Origin of the sequence: Acetobacter nitrogenifigens DSM 23921 = NBRC 105050, from assembly GCF_000429165.1 — a bacterium.
GTDB classification, from domain to species: domain Bacteria; phylum Pseudomonadota; class Alphaproteobacteria; order Acetobacterales; family Acetobacteraceae; genus Acetobacter; species Acetobacter nitrogenifigens.
Map to the genome: position 1 here is coordinate 153208 of NZ_AUBI01000005.1, position 22367 is coordinate 175574.

Annotated in this window: 19 protein-coding genes; 9 read left to right on the top strand and 10 right to left on the bottom strand. The window is 62.8% G+C overall.

Going from position 1 to position 22367, the window contains the following annotated elements; genetic code table 11:
• The first annotated feature begins 3 nt into the window (after positions 1 to 3).
• Positions 4 to 660: an SOS response-associated peptidase gene (locus G442_RS0109220; protein WP_026397772.1), complete on the top strand. Its 657-nt coding sequence runs from the start codon at positions 4 to 6 to the stop codon at positions 658 to 660.
• A gap of 113 nt (positions 661 to 773) precedes the next feature.
• Here G442_RS0109220 and G442_RS0109225 read toward each other — a convergent pair whose 3' ends face one another.
• Positions 774 to 2105: an NAD(P)/FAD-dependent oxidoreductase gene (locus tag G442_RS0109225; protein WP_246789385.1), complete on the bottom strand. Its 1332-nt coding sequence runs from the start codon at positions 2103 to 2105 to the stop codon at positions 774 to 776.
• Between the two features lie 85 nt (positions 2106 to 2190).
• Positions 2191 to 3624 carry an aldehyde dehydrogenase family protein gene (locus G442_RS0109230; RefSeq protein WP_026397774.1) on the bottom strand — a complete coding sequence of 478 codons (1434 nt, stop codon included), beginning with the start codon at positions 3622 to 3624 and terminating at the stop codon, positions 2191 to 2193.
• A gap of 318 nt (positions 3625 to 3942) precedes the next feature.
• Between G442_RS0109230 and G442_RS25750 the strand changes: the two genes are divergently transcribed.
• Both G442_RS25750 and G442_RS0109240 read left to right on the top strand, forming a co-directional pair.
• Positions 3943 to 4908, top strand: a complete 966-nt coding sequence (locus G442_RS25750; RefSeq protein ID WP_146882216.1) for a hypothetical protein — start codon at positions 3943 to 3945, stop codon at positions 4906 to 4908.
• Positions 4909 to 5183: 275 nt separating this feature from the next.
• Complete coding sequence (locus tag G442_RS0109240; RefSeq protein WP_026397776.1) at positions 5184 to 5465, top strand: hypothetical protein; 282 nt, start codon at positions 5184 to 5186, stop codon at positions 5463 to 5465.
• 118 nt (positions 5466 to 5583) lie between these two features.
• Here the strand turns inward: G442_RS0109240 and G442_RS0109245 are convergent, their stop codons facing one another.
• From G442_RS0109245 to G442_RS0109275, 7 genes are all read right to left on the bottom strand, one after another.
• Positions 5584 to 7275, bottom strand: a complete 1692-nt coding sequence (locus tag G442_RS0109245; RefSeq protein ID WP_051292139.1) for an ArnT family glycosyltransferase — start codon at positions 7273 to 7275, stop codon at positions 5584 to 5586.
• Positions 7269 to 8042, bottom strand: coding sequence for a glycosyltransferase family 2 protein (locus tag G442_RS0109250; RefSeq protein ID WP_051292140.1), 774 nt, complete (start codon positions 8040 to 8042; stop codon positions 7269 to 7271). Before G442_RS0109250 ends, G442_RS0109245 begins: the two co-directional genes overlap by 7 nt.
• A gap of 14 nt (positions 8043 to 8056) precedes the next feature.
• The gene (locus G442_RS0109255; RefSeq protein ID WP_026397779.1) at positions 8057 to 8551 is read right to left on the bottom strand and encodes a F0F1 ATP synthase subunit B family protein; all 495 of its coding nucleotides are present in this window, start codon (positions 8549 to 8551) and stop codon (positions 8057 to 8059) included.
• 61 nt (positions 8552 to 8612) lie between these two features.
• Positions 8613 to 9212 carry a F0F1 ATP synthase subunit B family protein gene (locus tag G442_RS0109260; RefSeq protein WP_026397780.1) on the bottom strand — a complete coding sequence of 200 codons (600 nt, stop codon included), beginning with the start codon at positions 9210 to 9212 and terminating at the stop codon, positions 8613 to 8615.
• A gap of 16 nt (positions 9213 to 9228) precedes the next feature.
• Complete coding sequence (locus tag G442_RS0109265; RefSeq protein WP_026397781.1) at positions 9229 to 9453, bottom strand: ATP synthase subunit C family protein; 225 nt, start codon at positions 9451 to 9453, stop codon at positions 9229 to 9231.
• A gap of 51 nt (positions 9454 to 9504) precedes the next feature.
• Positions 9505 to 10254, bottom strand: coding sequence for a F0F1 ATP synthase subunit A (locus tag G442_RS0109270; RefSeq protein ID WP_026397782.1), 750 nt, complete (start codon positions 10252 to 10254; stop codon positions 9505 to 9507).
• A gap of 28 nt (positions 10255 to 10282) precedes the next feature.
• On the bottom strand, positions 10283 to 10582 hold the full coding sequence (locus tag G442_RS0109275; protein WP_026397783.1) for an AtpZ/AtpI family protein: 300 nt from the start codon (positions 10580 to 10582) through the stop codon (positions 10283 to 10285).
• A gap of 320 nt (positions 10583 to 10902) precedes the next feature.
• On the opposite strand from G442_RS0109275, the gene G442_RS21590 reads away from it, so the two are divergent.
• Together G442_RS21590 and G442_RS21595 are read left to right on the top strand one after the other, a co-directional pair.
• Positions 10903 to 12852, top strand: coding sequence for a Hint domain-containing protein (locus G442_RS21590; protein ID WP_051292141.1), 1950 nt, complete (start codon positions 10903 to 10905; stop codon positions 12850 to 12852).
• 105 nt (positions 12853 to 12957) lie between these two features.
• A complete protein-coding gene (locus G442_RS21595; RefSeq protein ID WP_051292142.1) occupies positions 12958 to 14913 on the top strand; it encodes a glycosyltransferase in 1956 nt (651 codons plus the stop codon).
• A 112-nt stretch (positions 14914 to 15025) separates the two neighbouring features.
• Here G442_RS21595 and G442_RS0109290 read toward each other — a convergent pair whose 3' ends face one another.
• Positions 15026 to 15943 (bottom strand): LysR family transcriptional regulator, encoded by a 918-nt coding sequence (locus G442_RS0109290; RefSeq protein ID WP_026397784.1) that lies wholly within the window; start codon positions 15941 to 15943, stop codon positions 15026 to 15028.
• A gap of 114 nt (positions 15944 to 16057) precedes the next feature.
• On the opposite strand from G442_RS0109290, the gene G442_RS0109295 reads away from it, so the two are divergent.
• The 4 genes from G442_RS0109295 to G442_RS0109315 all read left to right on the top strand — a co-directional run bounded on the left by G442_RS0109295 (position 16058) and on the right by G442_RS0109315 (position 22279).
• Positions 16058 to 17368, top strand: a complete 1311-nt coding sequence (locus G442_RS0109295) for an aspartate aminotransferase family protein (protein ID WP_026397785.1) — start codon at positions 16058 to 16060, stop codon at positions 17366 to 17368.
• Positions 17369 to 17389: 21 nt separating this feature from the next.
• Entirely contained in the window at positions 17390 to 18595 is a 1206-nt protein-coding gene (locus G442_RS21600; RefSeq protein WP_146882218.1) for an MFS transporter, read from the top strand.
• On the top strand, positions 18592 to 20040 hold the full coding sequence (locus G442_RS21605) for a M20/M25/M40 family metallo-hydrolase (protein ID WP_035376405.1): 1449 nt from the start codon (positions 18592 to 18594) through the stop codon (positions 20038 to 20040). Before G442_RS21600 ends, G442_RS21605 begins: the two co-directional genes overlap by 4 nt.
• Before the next feature lie 643 nt (positions 20041 to 20683).
• Positions 20684 to 22279, top strand: coding sequence for an isocitrate lyase (locus G442_RS0109315; RefSeq protein WP_026397786.1), 1596 nt, complete (start codon positions 20684 to 20686; stop codon positions 22277 to 22279).
• Positions 22280 to 22367: the final 88 nt, after the last annotated feature.

Below are 22367 nucleotides of genomic sequence, written 5' to 3' on the forward strand. Positions count from 1 at the left end.
CCTATGTGCGGCCGTTACGCAAACACTCAACCGAAGGAAAATTTACAGGCCCTGTTCGGCGCCAGAGGATCGGCGCCAGAGTGGCTTCCGTCATGGAATGTAGCGCCGACACAGCCCGCCCCAGTCATCGCGATTGAAGCAGGCGGCGTGCGTCGTCTGACGCTGATGCGATGGGGGCTGGTTCCGTCATGGGCCACCGACATGACCTTGCAGCCTTTCAACGCACGCGCCGAAACCGTGGCGGAGAACGGCACGTTTCGCGCCGCCTTCCGCAGTAGGCGCTGCCTTGTGCCCGCCGACGCCTATTACGAGTGGGCGCGCGGAAAAGCGCCACGTCAGCCATGGGCTTTCGCCAGACTGGATGGCGCGGCTATGGCGCTCGCAGGCGTGTGGGATATGTGGGGCTGGGATGGCGACGTATTACGCAGTTTCGCAATTATTACGACGCCAGCAAATGATTTTGGCCACTCGATACATGAGCGCATGCCGGTGATCATCGAACCCCGTGATTACACCAAGTGGCTTACAGCGCCCGCTGAAACGGCCGCCTCGCTGATGACCGCGCCGGCGGAGGGGGCATTGATCCGCTGGCCCGTTTCGCGCCGGGTCAACAATACCCGACTGAACGACGCAACCTTGCTGGAACGGCTTCCGATCTGACAAGGCGGGGCTATCCGGGGCAGGACGCTTCTAGGAATAAAAAGATAAAAACTTCGACTATCGATCGGCGTCAACTGATGAGCATTGAGGCGACACGGTCCACCGCTTAAGGCTCACGCCCTGCCCCGTTCTGCGCGGCTGTCCTTCCACCGCCCGAACGCAACACGCGCCGCCACGCCCGCGGGCCAAAATCGATGCAAAGGAATCGGCGATATCGGGCGCGCTGGCAAAAGCATGTCATGCGCCGGAGTTCCGCCAATCCGGCGCGCGATCTCCCGCCCGAGCAGCGTCGCCATCGCAACGCCCCTGCCATTATAGCCAAGCGCTGCGGTGACCCCCGGCGCCGGTTCATGCCAGTGCGGATAATGATCTCGGGTCATGGCCAATCGACCGTTCCACCCATGTGTCCATTCGACGCCAACAAGATCCGGCCACATGCGAAGCGCTAGGTCCCGCAGAAATGGAAATTCGTCGGGACCGGAGAGCGGACGCGAAGCTGAACGTCCACCGACCAGCAACCGTCCCGCTTCATCGACGCGGTAGTAGATCGTCACGTCGCCGAGTTCGTACAACACCTCTCGCCGCGCAAGGATGGTCTGGGCCAGAACCTTCGGCAGTGATTCGGTCGCCACAATGGCGCTGAACAGGGGAATCACGCTTTCTGCAAGTTTCGGCCAGAGACTATCTGTATAACCGTTGGTGGCGAGCACGACATGCCCGGCGACGACTGCGCCTGCCGGTGTCTTCACGCGCCAGCGCCCGCCCGAGCGGGACAATCCGGTCGCGCGTGACCCGGAATAAATCGCAGCGCCTTCCCTGATGGCGGCGGTTGCGAGACCTCGTGCGTAGGCCAACGGATTAATCTGCCCGCCCCGGCGATCGATCATACCGGCGACGTATCGCGACGTCCCCGTAAGAGCCGCCATTTCAGCGGCGTTAAGCCACGCGACGTCACCGCCGCGTGCTCGACATTCGTCGGTCAACCGCTCCAGCCCCGGTAGCTGCGCCTGCCCGGTCGCAGCGCGGATCGTGCCGCCACGCGCAGGCGCACACGCGAGGCGATATCGTTCAATCAGAGCGAACACGAGATCCGGCGCATTCCATGCTGCGACCGCGAGCCTGCGACCGACCTCACGGCCAAAATCGCGCTCCACTTCCGAAGGCAGCGTCTTCAGACCCGGATTGACCTGACCGCCATTCCGCCCAGACGCTCCCCACCCTGGTTCGGCAGCATCCAGAACTGCGACGCGCCTGCCTGAAGCGGCGATATGCAACGCCGCCGACAGGCCCGTAATTCCGGCCCCGATCACCACTACGTCTACACGTGTTTCCCCGCTCAGCCTTTCGGTCGCGGGCGGGGCCTGTGTCGCGTCGACGTAAAGCGACGCGGGCATAAGCGGTTGTTGCGCGAATTGCAGGCTTCGTCCGGTTACCTGACGCGTCATGTTTGCCCGTTCATTTCCGTGCGCGAGAACAACGACGCAGCAACAGCTTCGATGCGCCAGACTTTAGGCTGTTCGGCAAACCCGCTTACGCCTCGGCGTACCCGAGGACCGCCTTGATCTCCAGAAAATCATGCAGGCCGTATTCGCTGTATTCACGCCCGTTGCCGGACTGTTTGTATCCGCCGAAGGGCGCGCTCGCCCGCCACGGTGCTCCATTGATGTTGACGTTGCCCGCCCGCAGAAGACGAGAGATTCGACGAGCCTCCGTCAGATTCTCGCCCGCCTGGATATACGCGGCGAGCCCATACGGCGTGTCATTGGCGATCCTGACGGCTTCTTCGACGCTGTCGTAACCGATGATCGAAAGCACCGGCCCAAAGATCTCTTCCCGGGAAATGGTCATGTCTGGCGTAACGCGGCCGAAGACTGTCGGCCGCACGTAATACCCCTTCGTCAGGCCTTCCGGTCGGCCGACGCCGCCCGCGACAAGCGCTGCGCCCTCATCGACGCCAGCCTGAATCAGCGCCTGAATCTTGCCGAACTGCACATCACTGACCACGGGGCCGAGCATGGTGTCCGGGGCGTCCGGGGCGCCGACCACGATGGCGTCAGCGGCCTCCTTCGCCGCAGCCATCGCCTCGTCCATTTTTTCTACCGGGACAAGCAGACGCGTCGGAGCGTTACAGGACTGCCCCGAGTTGCCGAAGCATCTCTGCACGCCCTTCCGCACCGCGTCCTTGAGATCGGCGTCAGGCAGAACGATGTTGGGCGATTTACCTCCCAGTTCCTGGTGGACGCGTTTGACGGTCTTCGCTGCAGCTTCGGCAACTGCGATTCCGGCGCGCGTCGAGCCCGTGAAGGAGACGATGCCCACATCAGGATGAGTGGAAAGCGCGGCGCCGACGCCCGGCCCGTCGCCGTTGACCATGTTATACACGCCGGGCGGCAATCCCGCCTCGTCGACGATCTCGCTGAACAGCAGCGCACTGAGCGGAGCCACTTCGCTGGGCTTCAGAACCACCGTGCAGCCTGCAGCCAGAGCGGGCGCGACCTTGCAAGTGATCTGGTTCATCGGCCAGTTCCATGGGGTGATCAGGCCCGCAACGCCGACCGGTTCGTGCGTGATGAGCATGTCGCCTTCCACACGATCGAACTCGTAAGCGCGCAGCACGCGGATCATTTCGCTCAGATGAGCCGCGCCGATCCCGGCCTGATCCGATTTCGCCATTGGCAGCGGTGCGCCCATCTCGGTCGAGATCGCGACCGCCATTTCGTCGATGCGGCGCAGGTACACCGCAAGGATTCGCTCGAGCGCGTCGAGTCGCTCCTTTTTCGACGATTGCGACCACGTATCGAAAGCGCGTGCGGCGGCCTTGACCGCGCGATCAACGTCAGCCGCGCCACCGATAGAAATGGTGGCGCAGACCTCTTCTGTCGCCGGATTTATGACGTCGAGCGTCCGGGGCTCGACCGGGTCCACCCACACGCCGTCGATATAAAACTGCTGCGCGTGCGCCATCCGTAAAGCCCCCTGTGTTCTCGAAACAGTGCGCCCATGGGGCCGCAGGACCAGTCACAGGTCAAGCCGTGAAAGGCGCGTTGGCGCGCCGCAGGACGAGGCCATCAGAACGCGACGGGGGCACCTTGTCCCAAAAACAAGAATTTCATGGAACCGAACGGCGTTCAGAGACATGTATGCCTTGTGGGCGCGGCGCCGATGCGCAGCGTCCTTAGTTGGTTCCTCGCACACTGCGGCGACCCGCACGCTGATCGCCGCGGAAGCCGCCGATTGTCCTCGCGCCCTGCTTCACACATGACATCGATGGAGTTCGTTCCGGTGAGATTTTTCCGCCCGCCTGCTCTGCTTGCCCTGCCCTTTCTCGCCGCGAGCGTGCTTCCGATTGCAGCCCGCGCCGACGACAGCGCTGCGGTGCAGGGGATGCTCGACGCCTGTTACGCTGGCTCCGGCCCCTGCGTGATCGACCTGCAGGGAGCGACGAAGACGCTCGCCACCACGCTCAAGGTAGATCCCGAACTGGTGACGATCCGTGACGCGATCTTTCAATGCACGATGACGAGCGGAACGTGCCTCTACGTGTCGGAGGACGGCTATGTCGGAAAGGGACGCGGCGGCGCACATCGCCTGGAGGGCGTGGCTCTGATCGGCAACAAATCAGCCGACGGCGTCACGATGAATTACACGGACTCCCAAAACTATAACATCGACGCGGGCATGTCGTTGTTCAACGTAAGGATCGTCGGCTTCAATCACGGGATCACGCTCGGGAACAACGTCTGGGGCGTGGACATGGTCAACGTGATCATCGGCGAAGGCAATATCGGCATCTACGCCGAACCCGGCACGCATAACTCAGGCGAACGCTCCGCGTTTGTCGGCGGCACGATCTACAACAACGCCGTTGCGGGCGTGGACGAGGAGGCGTCATGCGAGATTGACTTCCAGGGCGTCAGCTTCGATTTCAATGCGCAGCAGATGATCCTTGCCGGCCCAACTTCGTTCACCGGACATATCGAAAACCGCGATACTGGCGCGACCGAAATCGTTTTGAAGGCGCTGGAGGGCGTTCCTCCCGGTTCGATCTACATGAGCGCCGGTTCGACGATTACGGTTGACCAATGGGACGCCTCTGCGCCGAAACAGGCCTGCTACGTGCAGACTAGTCTTTCGGGCAACAATGTCGTGGTTCCCGCAACGCTCTGGGGATTTGGCGGCAAGCAGGGGGCGGTGTGCGGTCCCGGCACAGTCGTGACCTGGAATGGCGGACCGCCGAATTTTCGGTGACGTTATCCTGCCGTTTCGACAATCCGCCCGGAAGCGACGTCCGCGCCCGAACAGTTCCCGCAAGGTGCGGCGCATCCATGCCTCCGAGAAATTTCCCGAAGCTTGAGCGTTTAAGGTGAGCAACAGGCAACGGGTCGAGATTTATTAATAGCCATGTTTTAGTTGTTCATTTTAACTATTTGGAAATTCTTACCCGTCATCCTGCACTGACGGTGGCGGCATTCGATTTGCTTGGGAAGAGCCGTCTTTTCCCTTAATTGAGGAAGGTGCAGGCGATGCGCGTGTTAGAGGCAGCCCGGCTGGTCATCACCGGCAAACTGGATCCGGAAGTCCTGTGGCAGATGACCACACCCGCCGAACGGGTCGCAATCGCCCTGCTCCTGGGACGTCCCGACCACCTGCCGCCGTCAGCCAACACGCCAATTTCGGCATGGAAAACCCTCGACGCCCGACACCGGGATCTGGTCCTCAGACGCGCTCCAGCGCGCGTTGCAAAACGCCTTCCCGGCTACGTCGCGACCAGTCGGTCCGGGCAGCCTGTGTCCGTGGCGCGGTAGAGGACCGGCTCACCCCGGATAACGGGATTGCTGCTGATCACTGTTATGACGGCTTCCTTATCCTCGGCCCCAAATTTAGTCGGTCAGAAGATGATCCAACCTCGCCGAACGCCTCGGCTCACGACGGATTTGCGCCGAACAGTCCGATATCAAGCCATTTGCCGGTGGAGTAATTGAACCCCCGGACACGGCCATATTCGATCGGCTTCACGCCGCTCGCCCCTATGCCCTCCTGAAACTGTGCTTCGTCTCGCCGCGAAACGAGCACCAGCCCGCATGAAGGGTTGCGCGCCAGCATCTCGCCTCCGGCGCGGGCGCTACGCAATTCCACCTTACCATGCATCAGGAAAACAAGACTGGGTTCCGAGAAGGAGCTGGAGACGACTTCAGTGTCCGGACATGGGCGATATTCATCGGTCAGTTCCGCAAGACGCGGGGCCAGCCATATCGTATCAAGATGAGGCGCGACGCCCAGAAAAATCCCGCAATAGACGACTGACGCGGCGCCAAGCGACGTGATGGCCCCGCGCCAGACTTTGCCGAGCACAGTCTGCCTGATCGCGACCACCAAAAGCGGCAGGCTTCCCCCTGCGGCGATCCAGGCGCTGAGAGGCGCGTGGCCTTCGAAAAACCACGACAGGGCGATCCCGGCAACGCTCAAAGCCACGCCAACCAGAAGCCAGACCACGCCGTAAATACCGAGCAGGGCTTGCGTCCACCGTCGCGCAGGCCACGCCCGCCAGTTGTCGGGCGCAGCATGCAGCGCCGCCGCAGTCAGGATCGCGATAGCCGGATAGGTCGGCATGACATAGTGTGGCAGCTTCGTGGCGATCAGTTCGAACACCAGCCAATGGGGGACGATCCAGCACAGGAGGAACCGAATGCGCCACGCCTTCCGCGACGCCCATATCACGGGAAGCGCAATGGCTGCGAACAGAGACCCGGGCCAGAAAGCCAGAGCGAAAACCGCCAGATGGAAACCGGGCGGCGCGCCGTGAGCTTCCTGCCCATGGCCGATTTTACCCAGAAAATTCCGCCCGACCGCGCGTTCGAAGAACTCGCCGTGACTGATCACATCAATGGCGACGCACCAGGGGACCACGACCGCGAGCATCGCGAGCCAGCCCCATGACGGCCGCAACCGCCGCCACACCGAAGCGTCACGCTCCAGCACCGCCATGGCCAGCGGGGTCGCCAGCCCGGGAATCAAGACCACCGGCCCCTTCAGCATCAGCCCGCACCCGAGCGCCAGCCAGTAAGCCAACGCCGTCCACAGTGGAGTCTGTCGGTCCCGGGAGCGATCCATCAGCGCACGGAGCACCATTGTCTGCACGATCAGCACGACCAGCAGCAATGTGCTGTCAATCGTCGCCATGCGGCCTTCGGCTTCGACGAGGACGGAGCCCGCCAGCAGCGCGCCGCCGAGCAGACCAACCGCCGGACCGAACATGATCGCCCCGATACGCGCCGTCAGCGCAACGGCCCCGGTCATCGCCAGCAGAGACGGCACGCGATAGGCCCAGACCTCCCGCTGTTTCAGAGTTCCCGAAAGCCAGACGGAGGCGGCTTCAAGCCAGTAAATACCCGCAGGCTGCAGATAGCGCGGCTGATCCTGAAAGCGGACGTCCACGAAGTTGCCGGTCTCCAGCATCTGCGCGGTCGCCTGCATATACCGTGGCTCGTCGCGGTCGAAGGGAGGGATGGTCGACCGACCGGGCAACAGCAGGACGAACGTGCAGAAAACCAACGCGACGATTTTCCCGACAGTCGATTTCGCTGCCGCATTTAATCGGAGAATCGGTTTCAACATTCCCGCACGGAAACAGGCAGACGAGTGCGGTTACGGAGCCAGATGACCCCGAGCAGGTCGCGCACGCCGACGACCGCCCGACCGAGATTGCTGTATTTCGACTGCCCGTGCAGGCGGGAGCGATGCCGCACCGGCACACAGACCAGCGAGACGCCATAAGATTGCAAGAGAGCGGGCAGAAAACGATGCAGCCCCTCGAACTGCGGTAGCGCCAGAAAATCGGAACGCAGAAAAAGCTTCATGGGCGCGCCGGTGTCTGGACACCCGTCGTTCAAAAGCCGCTTTCGCAGGCCGTTCGCGAAGCGGGTCGCCAGCTTGCGCCAGATCGTGTCGCTACGCCGGGGACGCACGCCAACCACGAGCGGCGGCCGTCCCTTTGCCGCGCCTGCCTCTGCATAAAGCGCCACGATAGCAGACGGGTCGTCCTGACCGTCTCCATCCATTGTCGCAATCCAACGCCCGCGCGCACTCCGGATTCCAGTGCGCAACGCGGAAGATTTACCGCAGCGGCGATCATGAGACAAAATACGAATATCGCCGAGGCCGTCGATCTTACGCGCGGCGACAATCGCTTCGATCGTGCCGTCGGTGCTTCCATCGTCAACGAAGATAATTTCGGACAGCGGGAAGTCGCGCCGCACGGTCGCGAGTTCCTGACACACCGCAGCGATGTTCTCGCGTTCGTTGAGAACCGCAATGACGACGCTCAACGCCGGAGATGCGTCTTCTGCTTCAGCGGACGGGCTTATGGCGCTGCCTTCGGCCAACGGAACAGGACCGCTCAGGCCGCCCGCGCCGACAACGCGGCCGGAAGATCCTGAATGGCCTTATCGATCAGAGCCTCAGCGGAATTCCCGCCCACAGCCCCCTGGATAACGTCGCGGGCGCCGTCGAAAGCAGCATCTACAGCCGCAGCGCGGACTTCGCTGATCGCAGCCCGCTCAGCCGCCTCGATTCGGTCGCGAGCCATGCGCTCGCGACGACGAAGAGATTCTTCGGCTTCCTGCCGGGTCTTCTCGGCAAGCTGCTCGGCATGCAGGCGGGACTGCTCGATCAGAGCGCGGGCTTCGATCATGGCCTGCTCGCGCTCACGCGTTGCGTCTTCGAGCATCTGCTCGGCTTCACGGCGCAGGCGCGCCGCCTCGTCGAGATCCGCCCGGATGCGATCCGCGCGACTGTCGAGAAGAGCGGCGAGAGGCGTCCAGACTTTCCGACCAAAAATTACGAAGAACAGAACGAACGAAACCGAGAACCAGAAACCAGCCTCGTGAAACAGATTGGACACTGGCGCTATCTCCTCGTCAGACGCAAAGCCGGGCCTGGACGCTAATCAGAAATCAGTGGGCTGTCTGGGCCGTGGCGCGTGCGACTGCGGCTTCCACGACAGCACGATCAGCGCGCGCGCCAATGAGACGCTCGACGAGCGATTCAGCGACATCGACGGCGATCGGACGGAGCGACTGAAGCGCACGCTCACGTTCAGCCACAACGCCCGCCTCGGCGCGAGCAATCTCGCCGTCGAGACGCTCAGTTATCTCGGCAAGCTTCGCGGCCGCAGACGCACGCTCGTGCTCCAGCACTGCGTCAAGATGAGCCTGGGCTTCCGCCGCAGCAGCTTTTTTGGTCTCGCGCAGTTCAAGCACCGCTTTATCGGCTTCCACCTTGGCTGCGCGCGCCTGATCGAGATCCCCGGCGATACGTTCGCTGCGGTTTTGCAGCACGGCGTCGACCTTGGGCAAGGCCCAGCCACGCAAGGCGAGGTAGAAGAAGAGGAAAACAACACCGCCCCACACCACCTGACCAGTGACGAGAGGGTTGCTGAAATCCAGCTGCGGCATGCCCGCAGCGTGCGCTTCCGGCGCCGCCGCCAGAAGAAGCGGGGCGCAGGACGCCCCTGCGAGAACGACGCGGCGGAAAGAAGTCACCGACAAGCGCACGCGACTTACTCCTGGTTCAGACGAACAGGATAAGGAAGGCGATGAGCAGGGCGAAGAGGGCGACCGCTTCTGTCAGAGCGAAGCCGAGCATGCCGAGACCGAACACGTGCGGACGCGAAGCCGGGTTACGGGCGATGCTGCTGACCAGCGTCGAGAAGATGTTGCCAAGGCCGATGCCGACGCCGGCAAGAGCGATAACGGCGATACCGGCGCCAATTTCACGGGCAGCAGCGATGTCCATGTCTGGTTCTTCCTTGTGTGACGAAAACGTTGAACGACGAGAATGGCCGCCTCAGTGAGCGACCGCCTCCCGCAGATAGATGCAGGTCAGGATGGCGAACACATACGCCTGGAGAACGCCGACCAGCAATTCCAACCCCATCAGCGCGACGTTGATCACGAGAGGGCCCACCGCAAGAACGTCGCCCACGAAGCCAAGTCCGGCCAGCATGATGACGAAGCTTGCGAAGATATCGAACATCACGTGACCGGCGACCATGTTGGCGAACAACCGAATGGACAGGCTCACGGGACGCGAAAGAAACGAGAGGATCTCGATCGGCACCAGCAGGGGCGCGAGAGCGACAGGGGCTCCGGCCGGCATGAAATGCGCGAAGAACTTCAACCCCTGCACCTTCAGCGACACGATGATCGCAACCAGAAACACCATCATCGCAAGCGCGAAGGTGACGGCGATATGGCTGGTGAAGGTAAACGAGAAGGGGAGAAGACCGAGATAATTACCGGCGAGAATGAAGAAGAAGAGGGCGAAGATAAACGGAAAGAACGCAACGCCTTCCGGCCCGATCGTATCGACCGCCAGATTACGAACGAATTCGTAGCAGATTTCCGCCGCAGCCTGAAAACGGCCCGGCACGACGGCCTTCGGCTTCATTCCGTAATAGAGGAACGCCAGAACCAGGCAGACAGCAATCGCCATGTAGATCGGCGACTGGCTGAGGCGCAGGGCCTGACCAAGGCCGCCGATAACCGGATGCAGCTCGAACTGACCGAGAACGTCTATGCTTGAACCGCCCGCCAAAACTCTTCTCCACGACCGCAAGGATCGATCAGGATTTTCCGAGATCGTCCGGCGGCTTCACCAGCCTCCAGACGTTCACCACGCCGGCAGCCCCACCGAGAAGCGCGAATACGACAAGGAACAGAGCGCGGAAATGGAGCCATCGGTCCAGCCCCCACCCGAGCAGCACACCCACCAGAAGCCCGCCGACCATTTCGGTCCCGGCTCTCGCAGCCATGGCCATCAGCGATTTATCCTCGCGGTCAGGCCCGGCTTCAACGACCGGCTTTCCATGGCGCGTTTCCGCAGCCCGGAGACGTTCTTCGAAGGAAGTCTTGTCCTCGTCCATTCGCACCTCAAGACCGGGTGCAGGCGCTTGCTAACGATATGGCAATGCGCTGTCAAGCAATCGGACATGCCTGAAACGCGACCCGAGCTTTCTGGCTCCGTTATTTTTTCAAAAGCCCATTCGCCGACGATGTCGCGGCGCCGTCGAACCTCCACGCCCGTCCGCAGAGGTGTGTCCGTTTTTGTTTTTTTATGACACAGCCGCATCAAAACAAGACACAGTGCCCCGTCACTGGCAGTCGGGCGGCGTGCGCGCCCGGCTACGCGCCAAATAAGCCGGAGCACGCTCATGATCAGACTTACCCGCATGGCGCCGTCGCAATGAGCGCGGCAAACGCCAATTCCGTCGTTTCCAGCGGCGCGAGCGTCGCGGTTGACAGCGACGCCTACCTCCTCTCCCCCATAGTGATGAACGGCGGCGCGTTAACCGTCGCCGGAGCCACAATCAGCGGCCATGTGTACGGAACGGAGACCGTGATCAGCGGCGGCATCGCAATCGGCTCGACCATCAACGGCGGCCAGGAGACTGTTTCCAGCGGCGGACGCTCTCTCGACGCTGTCATTCTGGCCGGCGCGCAGTCCGTCGACGGTGGGGTCGTCAGCGGCGCGACGGTGTTGGGCGCCGATTACTACTCCACCGTAGGATCAGACACTTACGGAAACGCGCTGCAAACCGTCGCCTCCGGAGGCGTCGCCATTGCGACCACTCTGTCGACCGGCGTCGCAACAAACGCACAGGGCCTTGTCGCCTATCACACGGCCGCCCAGATCGTCTGCGCCGGGGGCGTTGCTATCGACACTGTTTTAAATGGAGGCCTCTCCGCGCAGTTCCTGTTGATGAACACATGGTGGGTTACAGGACTTGCTACCGAAACAGTGCTTGCCGGCGGAACTGCGATTCGAACCGTCGCCAACGTCGGCGGTGCGATCGACGTGCATGCGGGCGGAACTGCATCGGACACGTCGTTGGGAGGTGGGTCGTTAGCGCTGGAGGCTGGCGCGACGTATGGAGGGACCGTCACTTTTCAGCCGGTCGCAGAGCCGCCGAACAGCGGACAAACGGGGCCTTACACGTCCGGATCGACGCTGACGGCCACAATTTCGCAAACCTCCGCCATGACGATCGTGGGCTTTAACGTCATCGGGTCTGTTTATTACGCCTATCAGGCGCTCAAGCCCCTCGCCGGGGACACAATCAACCGTATTATTGTCTCCGACCTTACTTTCGCAGGCCCATATGGCGAAATCGACCGGGGCGAGATCGGGCCGGACGGTACGCTTACGGTTATCGAAGGCGACGCGCGCGCGACGTTGCATCTGTCGGGCGCCTTCGGGTCCGAGTTTTATTTCCAAAGAGCCCCCGATGGCGGCACCGAAATTACCTACGGCGTCCCATGCTACTGCCCCGGGACACTGATCGCGACGCCCGATGGCGACAGACCGGTGGAGGGACTGGCCATTGGCGACCTCGTGCTCACGGCGTCGGGCGCGTTGAGGCCGATCCGCTGGATCGGACGCCGTTCTTATAACGGTCGCTTCGCTGCCGGAAACCCGGACATCATGCCGGTCGTCATTCGGGCTGACGCTCTGGGCGACGGCCTCCCCAGGCGTGATCTCACCGTGTCGCCGCTGCATGCCATGGCGGTGGAAGGCTGGCTCGTCCCCGCCCGCCTTCTGCTCAACGGCCGATCCATCGTCCAGCAAAGCCGCGTCGCTCGGGTGGATTACATTCATATCGAGCTGGAAACACACGACCTGCTGCTGGCTGAAGGCGTCCCGTCGGAAACCTTCATCGACGACGGCAGCCGCGCCATGTTTCACAACGCCGTCGAATTCGCGCAGCTTTATCCTTCTACAAGAAACGAAGTAGCGGATGCGCGATTCTGTCTGCCGCGTATCGAGGACGGGCCCGCGCTTGAAGCCATTCGCGCCCGGCTGAGCCTGATAGCCGCGAAGCAAACCGACCGCCGGGCAGTGGCCGGATATGTCGATGTAGCGGCGGATGGCGTGATCGCCGGATGGGCGCGGTCACAGCTCCTGCCCGGAACGCCGGTGGAACTGGTCGTGCGCCGGGGGAGCGTCGAAGTGGGCCGCGTCGCCGCAAACCGTAGACGCGCCGATCTGGACGCCCTGCCTCGTTACTCTGGGGCCTATGGATTCGAATTCCGACCCGACGATGAGAGCGATATCGCGGGCCTGACCGTGCATGAGGCCCTGAGCGGCGTGCGGCTGCGCCTTTCCGGCGCCAGGGAGAGACGCGTCGCGGTGTGACGCTGCGGCGCGGCGGCTCCATTCGCCGCGCCGCAGCGGGACCTCATCAATCGCTGACGACGTGCAGTAGGGAAATATTCAGGATCTTCAGCGCCTGATCCCCGTATGTCTTCCGACGACGCGTCCTCCGGGATCTGTGGCTTCATCGACGATATCCGGTTCCAACCGAATCGGGGATGGCTGGTTACAGGCTGGGCCTTCGATCCCGCCAATCCAGAGAGGCGAGTCATCGTCGCTGCGCTCCGCTCCGGTCGTGAAGTCGCACGCGCCGAAGCGTCCATCGCGCGCCCAGACCTGCGGCGATCCGGCGTGGACGACGGACGCAGGGGCTTCGAACTGCTGGCGCCGCTTGACGAAGTACACGCTCCTGACACTGCGGTTCTGGACGTCCTCGCGTTGCCTGAACGGACGCCGCTGCCCCGCGCCGCCGCAGCGACGGCGGCGCGGGGGCGCGAGGTTCAGTTGCGGGCATCCGTGGACGTGGTCGGGCGCACACGCATTGCCGGATGGCTTCGCGATGAGGCGCGACCAGACCACCGTCTGAACGTAGCGATCCTGCTCGATGACGTGGTCCTGCGTAGCGCGGTCGCGAACGCTTTGCGGACCGACCTCCGGGATACGGGACTTGGGGACGGTCGTTACGGATTCGATTTCGTTCTATCGCCTCCCCTGCCCTCTGACACGGATCACGCGATTACCGTCCTGTGCGAGGAAACAGGGCAACCGTTGCCCGGCTCGCCATTTCATTTTCCAGCTTCGCACCGCTTCAATGCGGCGTTTCGCCAGCACGTCGCACAGACGCTGGCCGGCGTCGGCGCGCGGAATGTCCGATCGGACGCCCTGACGTTCCTGATAGATCAGATAGAAACGTTACGCCGCGAACAGGCGCGCGCCGATGCGCGGGAAGCCGAGTCCGTGGCGCACGAAAGGGCTCGGCGGCTAGGCGCAGACGCCGAAGAGACGCCGCCGCGCATCCTGTTTATTGACGACCGGGCGCCCGACACGCGCCGGGACGCCGGCTCCTGCGCGATGCTGTCGCATATGCAGGCGGCCCAAGCGCTGGGTCATGAGGTCAGTTTCATCGCTTCCGTCGTCGAGCTGGACGCCACCACCCGCCATAGATTGGAGGATGACGGCTTCACATGCTGGGCCGCCCCCACCTACCCGACGGTCGAATCTCTGCTTCGCGGGCAGGCTGGGGCCTTCAACGCGATTTATCTGCACCGGCTGTCCAATGCCTCCCGATATCTCGCGCTGGCGCGCCATTACATGCCCGGCGCTCGGATCGTATCGAGCGTCGCCGACCTGGCGCATCTTCGCCTGGAACGACAGGCGGCGGTGGAGGGAAGGCCGGAGTTGAGGACCGCCGCCGGGCAGGAGCGTGTGCGGGAACATATGGCCGCATGGGCGTCGCACGCGGTGATCACCCACTCAAGGATTGAGGCCGATATACTCGCGCGCGCCGTGCCGACCGCGAATGTCCATGTCGTGCCGTGGTCGACGCCTTTGACGCCCGAACCGCTGCCATTTCATGAGCGACGCAGCGTGGCGTTCGTGGCGCATTACGGTCATGCCCCCAACCTCGACGCCGCCAAATGGCTGGTCGACGAGATCCTGCCTCTCATCAGGGAAGCCTCCCCGGAGATCGAACTGCTGCTTGTGGGCAGCGCGATGCCGGATGCCGTTGTTCGCATGGACGACGCTCCCGGCGTGCGGGTTCTCGGACATGTAGCCGAACTCCCTGCCCTATTACGCAGCGTGCGTCTGACTGTAGCCCCTTTGCGTTTCGGCGCTGGAATCAAGGGAAAAGTCCTGGAAAGCTGGGCCGCAGGATTGCCGTGCGTCGCGACGCCGATAGCCCTGGAAGGCCTGCCGCTGCCTTCTCCGCTTGAGATCTGTCTGGCAAGGACGGCCAGAGAGTTCGCTGACGCGGTGGTCGGCCTGTATCACGACGCGCAACGTTCGACAGAAATCGGAGCCCGTGCGCGCGCGATCGTCGCGCAACAGTTCAATGCGGAGGCCGTTGAACAGGCGCTTAAACGCGCACTGGGACGATCATAGGGAGCGCCGTCAGGCTCAAGACACGCCTGCCTGATCGGTTTCCTGGCGCTCCGGGATGGACATGAACGAATACGGGCCGAGCAAGCTCCTTGATCTGCTGGTGGAACGCCCTTCAAACTCCGGGCAGCGTCGCACGGACATGCGCGGCGAAAGCGGCTACAGCCGGAGGCGCCTCCGAATGTTCCGGGTCCGGCGCCAGCACGATCCCAAGCACCGGCAGACGGGGAAGACCATGTTCGGGCGCTACCTCCTTCAAATCCGGCGGAATGGCGCTGCGGGTCAGCACCGCCGCCGCGTGTCCTGACCGAACGGTGGCCAGCAGCCCGGACAGGCTGATGCTGGCGTAGGCGATGCGATACGGCCAATCCAGCGTCGCGAGCGCCGCCAGCGCGCAGCCGTGATCGTGCGTATCCGGCGCGCCCAACGCCAGAGGAAGCGACGCGAACGGGTCCGGGACAAAATCCGGGCGGGCCACCCACACCAGCGGCTCCAGACGGATGCAGTCCGCAGGACGCAGCACCGTGTCGCGCGTCACGAGAGCGCCTCGCGAACGCGACGACGGCGCGGCTTCGTCTACAAGCACGGAGACCAGAGCGGAATCGAGCCTGCGTTCCGCCAGAGCCTGCAGAAGGGATGGCGTCGAAGCGCAGACGACCTCGATGAAGACGCCCGGATGTTGTTCCGTGAAGTCCCTGATCAGTTTTGGGAGGAACGACACTGCGTAATCATCGGGACAACCGAAGCGGAAACTTCCCGAGAAAACCTGTCCAGCCAGATCCGCCACGGCGCGATCATGGCTGCGTAAAATCTCGCGCGCATGGGCAAGCAATCTCTCGCCCTGCATGGTGAGGCTTACGCCCTTCTGGCTGCGATGAAACAGCGTCGCGCCCGCCACGTCCTCCAGACGCCGCACCTGCATGCTCAGGGCGGACTGCGTGCGTCCTATGCGCGGCGCTGCAAGACTGAGCGACCCGGCGTCGGCAATCGCCACGAAGGAGCGAAGCAGGTCGATATCGAGAGCCGCCGGCATCGTTCCTCCTTTGTATCAAAATATTTGATAGAGTCCTTCAAATCTATTCGCAACTCTCATCGAAAAACTCCTGCTACTGTTTTTGTATCAAAACAAATACGGCTGGAGCGTCCGATGTCGGCAAAACCTCACACATCCGGCGCGAAGGAATTCTGGAACGCCGCGCGCGATCACCTGATCCGTTACGGTAGCGAATTTACCCCACATATCATCGAGCGCGCGCAGGGCAGCTTCGTCTACGACTCCACGGGGCGGGCCATACTGGACTTCACATCGGGCCAGATGAGCGCCGTTCTGGGCCATTGCCACCCGGAGATCGCCGCGACCATCGCAGAGTCCGCCCGGACGCTCGACCATCTGTTCAGCGGAATGCTTTCCCGGCCGGTGGTCGGATTGGCGGAGGCCCTCGGGAGCCTCGTTCCCGGTCTGGAGCAGGCCCTGCTGCTCAGCACCGGCGCCGAATCCAACGAGGCCGCATTGCGACTTGCGAAGGTCGTGACAGGAAAATACGAGGTCGTCAGCTTCGCTCAATCCTGGCATGGCATGACCGGCGCCGCCGCGTCCGCAACCTATAGCGCGGGGCGGCGCGGCGCGGGTCCGGCTGCAGTCGGGTCCTTCGCCATTCCGGCGCCGTTTCCCTACCGCCCTCGCTTCGAAAAGAACGGCCAATACGACTGGCGCGCGGAGCTTGATTACGCCTTCGACCTGCTCGACCGGCAATCGACCGGCAATCTGGCGGCGTTCATAGCCGAGCCGATCCTCAGCAGCGGGGGCATTATCGACCTGCCTGAAGGCTACCTTCGCGCCTTGCAGGAAAAGTGCCGTCAACGGGAAATGCTGCTGATCCTCGACGAGGCGCAGACAGGCGTCGGACGCACCGGGACCATGTTCGCGTTCGAGCGGGACGGCGTGGTTCCCGACATTCTAACACTGTCAAAGACGCTGGGCGCCGGATTGCCGCTGGCCGCTGTGCTGACGTCGCGCGAAATCGAGGAACGCGCCCATGAGCGCGGCTTCCTGTTCTACACTACGCATGTGTCCGACCCGCTCCCCGCGGCCATCGGACTGAAAGTGCTGGAAATCGTGCAACGCGACGATCTGGCCGGTCAGGCGCGGCGCATGGGCGCCCGGCTCGCGAACGGTTTGCGCGCCCTTCAGGACCGCCATGATTGCGTCGGCGATGTGCGCGGACGCGGGTTGCTGCTTGGAATGGAGATCGTTCGCGACAGGGGCACCAAAGAACCGGACGACAAGCGAGGCGCAGCGATCACGAACGCATGTATGGAGCGGGGGCTGAGCATGAACGTGGTTCAGTTGCCCGGGATGGGCGGCGTGTTCCGCATTGCGCCGCCGCTGACTGTCAGCGAGGCCGAGATCGACCTTGGGCTGGAGATCCTCGACGCCGCCATAGGCGCCACGCGATGAGTGCGGTCGGGGACTGACGCGATGCGGGCGAAACTTGTCTTCATCGTCCTGTATCTGATCTGGCTCGTCTCCTATGTGGATCGCGCCGTCATCACTTACGCGGCGCCGGTGATCGCAACCGAGTTCGCCCTGAACCACCAGCAGATCGGCTGGACGCTGGGGGCGTTTTATCTCGGTTACGCGGTGATGCAGATCCCGGCGGGCTGGCTTGCCGACCGCTTCGGCGCGCGCGTCATGGTGCTGGCGGGCGTCGGCTTCTGGTCGTTCTTTACATTGCTGACCGGATTGTCTGGCGGATTTGCGGCGTTGCTCGCCGTGCGGCTGCTATTCGGGCTGGGCGAAGGGCTTTACCCCCCTGCCAGCGTGAAGATGATCCGAGAGAGCTTCACCCGCGAGAAGGCGCCGCTCGCAGCGTCCCTGCTGATGTCATCATCCTATCTCGGGCTGGTCTTCACGCCGCCACTGCTGCTGCCCCTGCTGGGCGTCGTGGGATGGCGAACCTGTTTCGAGATACTTGCCGGGCTCGGCGTCACAATGGCTGTGGTCTTCGCGCTGACGACGCGGCCGTCTACAGGTCAGGACGCCGCTCCGCAGGAAGAAAAACCAGAGGGCTGGTCGCAGATCATCCGGCGCAGGGACGTGTGGCGCCTGATGCTGGTCTGGTTCGTCGCAAGTCTCGTCAACAAGGGGCTGGACGGCTGGATGCCCACGTTCCTGCTGCGGGCCCATCATGTCGCCATCAAGAGCGCAGGCGCGCTTCTGGCGGCGCCGAATCTCGCCGCCACACTTGGCTCTTTGCTTGGCGGATGGATCGTCATGCGATTCTTCTCGCGGCGAGCCGACGCGTTGCTGTCACTCATCCTGCTCGGCGTCGCCCTGTCCCTGGCTGGCATGGCCACCGCAGGGTCCATCAACATTGTCATTCTCTTCGAATCTATAGCGTATTTTTTCAAGGGCATGATTCTGGCGGTGATAACGGCCATCGTCACGGTCAGGCTGCCCCGCACGCGGCTCGCGTCAGGTAACGGCTTCATCAATTTTGGCGGCCAGATGGCCGGATTCGTCGCTCTGCCCATGATGGGCGTCGTTCTGGACGCTACCGGCTCCTACGCCATGACGTTCGCATTGCTGATGGTCGCAGTGACATGCGGACTGGCGCTCAACCTTGGCTCCGGTCGCCTCGGCCTGTCGCCGGAAGACCAATCCGGCAGGATGAAGACAGCATGACCGAGATCGCCAGCGAACAATTCCTCGACGCCGCACTGGAAGCGGCCCGCACGGCGTTCGACGGCGGCGCGTTCGAGCGGCGGTTGGCCGATCTGGTGGCGCGCAGAAGTTCGTCGCAGGATGAAGACGCGCTGCCGGGGCTGCATGCCTACCTGACTGACGGGCTGTCTCCCTGGCTCGAAGAGATGGGCTTCTCGACAGAAATATTTCCGAACCCCGAGAGTGGGGCCGGTCCCATCATGGTGGCCGAGCGGATCGAACCTGACGCCCCGCTCACCGTGCTCAGCTATGCCCATGGCGACACCGTCGCCGGGCTTGACGCCCAATGGTCCATTCCGTCCGGTCCGTGGCGCCTGCATCGCGACGGCGACCGCTGGTATGGCCGCGGAACGGCGGACAACAAGGGACAGCACGCGATCAACCTTTTCGCGCTAGAGCAGGTGCTGAGGCATCGTTCCGCCGAGAAGGACGGCAGGCTCGGGTTCAGTGTCAAGCTGGTCGTGGAAACGGCAGAGGAACGTGGGTCCCAGGGGCTCGCGACGTTCGTCGCGCAGCACGCCGAACGTCTGAAGGCGGACGTCATGATCGCGAGCGACGGCCCGCGCGCCAGCCCCGAAACCCCGACCGTCGCCGCCGGGTCGCGAGGCAGCTTCACCTTCGACCTCGCCGTGCGGCTCAGAAAGGGCGGGGTTCATTCGGGGCATTGGGGCGGGGTCACGACAGATCCCGCGGTCATCCTCACCCACGCGCTGGCCAGCATCGTGGATCGCCGGGGCTGCATTCAGATCGACGACTGGCTCCCTCCTCTGACGCCCGGCGAGCGCAGTGGCGGCGGACTTGCGAAATGCCCCGTCGATCCGGGCGATGACGCGGCGACGGTGGTTGAGAATTGGGGAGAGCCCGGCCTGACGGTTCCGGAGAAGCGTTACGCGTGGAACGCCTTTATCGTGCTCGCCATGATCTGCGGGCGGCCGGAAGCGCCGATGAACGCCGTGGCGCCCAGCGCGCGCGCAACGTGCCAGATACGCTACGAGCCCGGGTCCGACCCCACGAAGTTCATGCCCGCATTGCGCAAGCATCTTGACGACGCCGGATTTGAAAACGTCGCGATAGAAAAGTCCGGGATCACCATGCCTGCAAGCGCGACAGAGACCGATCATCCGTGGATCGTGCGCGTCGCGACGATCATGGAGAAAACGCTTGGCCGCCATGTGCAGGTCATCCCCGCCGTATCCGGCGGCATGCCGGGCTACGCGTTCACGGACACGCTCCGCTTACCGCTGGTCTGGGTTCCACATGGCCACAACGGGTGCAAACAGCATGGCCCGGACGAGCATCTGCTGATCCCCATCGCGAGAGAGGGGGTCGCGGCGTTCGTCGGGTTGTGGTGGCGCCTTGGGGATTTGGACGGTGGCGACACCGCAAGCACGAGCGCCCCGGGCTGAAGGGGCGCGTCAGGTAGTCGGCGCGGACAGTGCGTCGACATACTCGAAATTCTCCAACCATCTGCTCAGTCGATAATTTTCACGCGCGTGCAGCCTTGTCTGAACGAAATCGGCGCGCGACAGGGCGTATGGCCGGATACCCATCGAAACACGCGACACAGCAGTGATTACAACAGCATAGAGACAGGAAAATTCTTCGCTATATTCAGGACGCGATCGAAATTCTTTCCTTGGCGACGACTTACGTCTGTAGCCATGCTCACGCGATTGGCTACGACGGGGTCTGCGCCTGCCTTTTGCCACATATCGCGTCAGTTTTATGGCTGGACACCTCATTACCGACGCCGCAAGAATGAAAAGCCACACGGATCGTTCGCCACTTCAGCCGTTGTTATGAACCTGGACAGGCGTGTCGATATTTTACTTCCTCGCGATCGGCCTCAGCGCAGTCTGCTTCCTCCCACCGCTCGGGCCCGCCTCATACGGGCGACAACGCCGCTGGAAATATCTTTTCATTTGGAAATCGGCGTCTGTAAATAATTTACAGAAATACATCATGCGCCGCTGTTTCAGCCTTCCAGCCCTGCGCCAATACCGTTAAGCATCTGCCAGTCACGCTTCCACAGAGAAGGGAAACCGCCAGATGTCATACCAGGATTCGGCAACCGCGAAGCTCAAGCAGATCATTCAGGCTCAGAACGGCGCGTGGGATGCGATCGACCCCGAGTATGTCGAGCGCATGCGCTCGCAGAACCGGTTCCGGACTGGTCTCGACATCGCTCGCTACACGGCCGGAATCATGCGCCGCGACATGGCCGCTTACGATGCCGACCCCACCCAGTACACCCAGTCTCTGGGCGCCTGGCACGGGTTCATTGCACAGCAGCAGATGATCGCCGTGAAGAAGCACTTCGGATCGACGAAGCGCCGTTACATCTATCTGTCAGGCTGGATGGTGGCGGCCCTGCGTTCGGAATTCGGCCCGCTTCCCGACCAGTCGATGCACGAGAAAACCTCCGTGCCCGCTCTGATCGAAGAAATTTACACGTTCCTGCGTCAGGCCGACGCGCGCGAACTGGGCATGCTTTACCGTGATCTCGACGCCGCCCGCGAGGCTGGAGAGACCGGTCGTGCGGCCGAAATTCAGGCGACGATCGACGGGCACCAGACCCATGTCGTGCCGATTATCGCAGACATAGACGCGGGTTTCGGCAACGCCGAGGCGACGTATCTGCTCGCGAAAAAGATGATCGAGGCGGGCGCCTGCGCGCTGCAGATCGAAAATCAGGTGTCCGACGAAAAGCAGTGCGGCCATCAGGACGGCAAGGTCACGGTACCGCACGAGGACTTCCTCGCGAAAGTGCGCGCCATCCGTTACGCCTTCCTTGAGCTGGGCGTCGAAGACGGCATCATCGTCTGCCGCACCGACAGCCTTGGCGCTGGCCTGACCAAGCAGATCGCCTTCAGCCGCGAGCCGGGGGATCTTGGCGACCAGTACAACGCTTTCCTTGATTGCGACGACGTAACCTCCGGCGGAAGGCAGGACGGCGACGTCATCATCGCCCGTGAAGGCAAGCTGCTGCGTCCGAAGCGTCTGCCGAGCAACCTGTATCAGTTCCGCCCGGGCACCGGCGCCGACCGTTGCGTGCTGGACTGCATCACAGCGCTGCAGAACGGCGCCGACCTGCTGTGGATCGAAACGGAAAAGCCGCATGTCGAGCAGATCGCCAGCATGATGGACCGCATCCGCGAAGCCGTGCCGCACGCCAAGCTGGTTTACAACAACTCGCCGTCCTTCAACTGGACGCTGAATTTCCGCCAGCAGGTTTACGACACATGGAAAGAAGACGGACGCGACGTCTCGGCCTATGACCGGGCACGCCTGATGTCCGACGCCTACGACTCCACGCCGCTGGCGGAAGAAGCTGATGCCCGTATTCGCACGTTCCAGCACGACGCCGCCCTACGCGCTGGCATTTTCCACCATCTGATCACCCTGCCGACGTATCACACGGCGGCGCTGTCGACCGACAATCTGTCCAGCCGCTACTTCGGCGAAGATGGAATGCTGGGCTACGTTCTGAACGTGCAGCGTGCGGAAATCCGTCAGGGCGTCGCCTGCGTCAAGCATCAGAACATGGCTGGCTCTGACCTCGGGGACGACCACAAGGAGTATTTTGCAGGAGAAGCGGCCCTTAAGGCGGGCGGCAAGCACAACACCATGGGACAGTTCTCCTGATCAGGAAGTCCTGACCGTCCAATAACGGTCAAGGACGGCGGCTAATAAAAATAAAAACAGAGTCGCCGGCCCGAAACCCGGTCTTCCG

Excerpts from the sequence above, each read along its gene's own strand:
- G442_RS0109220 (WP_026397772.1), top strand. The coding sequence starts at position 4 with ATGTGCGGCCGTTACGCAAACACTCAACCGAAGGAAAATTTACAGGCC.
- G442_RS0109225 (WP_246789385.1), bottom strand. The coding sequence starts at position 2,105 with ATGACGCGTCAGGTAACCGGACGAAGCCTGCAATTCGCGCAACAACCG.
- G442_RS0109230 (WP_026397774.1), bottom strand. The coding sequence starts at position 3,624 with ATGGCGCACGCGCAGCAGTTTTATATCGACGGCGTGTGGGTGGACCCG.
- G442_RS0109240 (WP_026397776.1), top strand. The coding sequence starts at position 5,184 with ATGCGCGTGTTAGAGGCAGCCCGGCTGGTCATCACCGGCAAACTGGAT.
- G442_RS0109245 (WP_051292139.1), bottom strand. The coding sequence starts at position 7,275 with ATGTTGAAACCGATTCTCCGATTAAATGCGGCAGCGAAATCGACTGTC.
- G442_RS0109265 (WP_026397781.1), bottom strand. The coding sequence starts at position 9,453 with ATGGACATCGCTGCTGCCCGTGAAATTGGCGCCGGTATCGCCGTTATC.
- G442_RS0109275 (WP_026397783.1), bottom strand. The coding sequence starts at position 10,582 with ATGGACGAGGACAAGACTTCCTTCGAAGAACGTCTCCGGGCTGCGGAA.
- G442_RS21590 (WP_051292141.1), top strand. The coding sequence starts at position 10,903 with ATGAGCGCGGCAAACGCCAATTCCGTCGTTTCCAGCGGCGCGAGCGTC.
- G442_RS21595 (WP_051292142.1), top strand. The coding sequence starts at position 12,958 with ATGTCTTCCGACGACGCGTCCTCCGGGATCTGTGGCTTCATCGACGAT.
- G442_RS0109290 (WP_026397784.1), bottom strand. The coding sequence starts at position 15,943 with ATGCCGGCGGCTCTCGATATCGACCTGCTTCGCTCCTTCGTGGCGATT.
- G442_RS0109295 (WP_026397785.1), top strand. The coding sequence starts at position 16,058 with ATGTCGGCAAAACCTCACACATCCGGCGCGAAGGAATTCTGGAACGCC.
- G442_RS21600 (WP_146882218.1), top strand. The coding sequence starts at position 17,390 with ATGCGGGCGAAACTTGTCTTCATCGTCCTGTATCTGATCTGGCTCGTC.
- G442_RS21605 (WP_035376405.1), top strand. The coding sequence starts at position 18,592 with ATGACCGAGATCGCCAGCGAACAATTCCTCGACGCCGCACTGGAAGCG.
- G442_RS0109315 (WP_026397786.1), top strand. The coding sequence starts at position 20,684 with ATGTCATACCAGGATTCGGCAACCGCGAAGCTCAAGCAGATCATTCAG.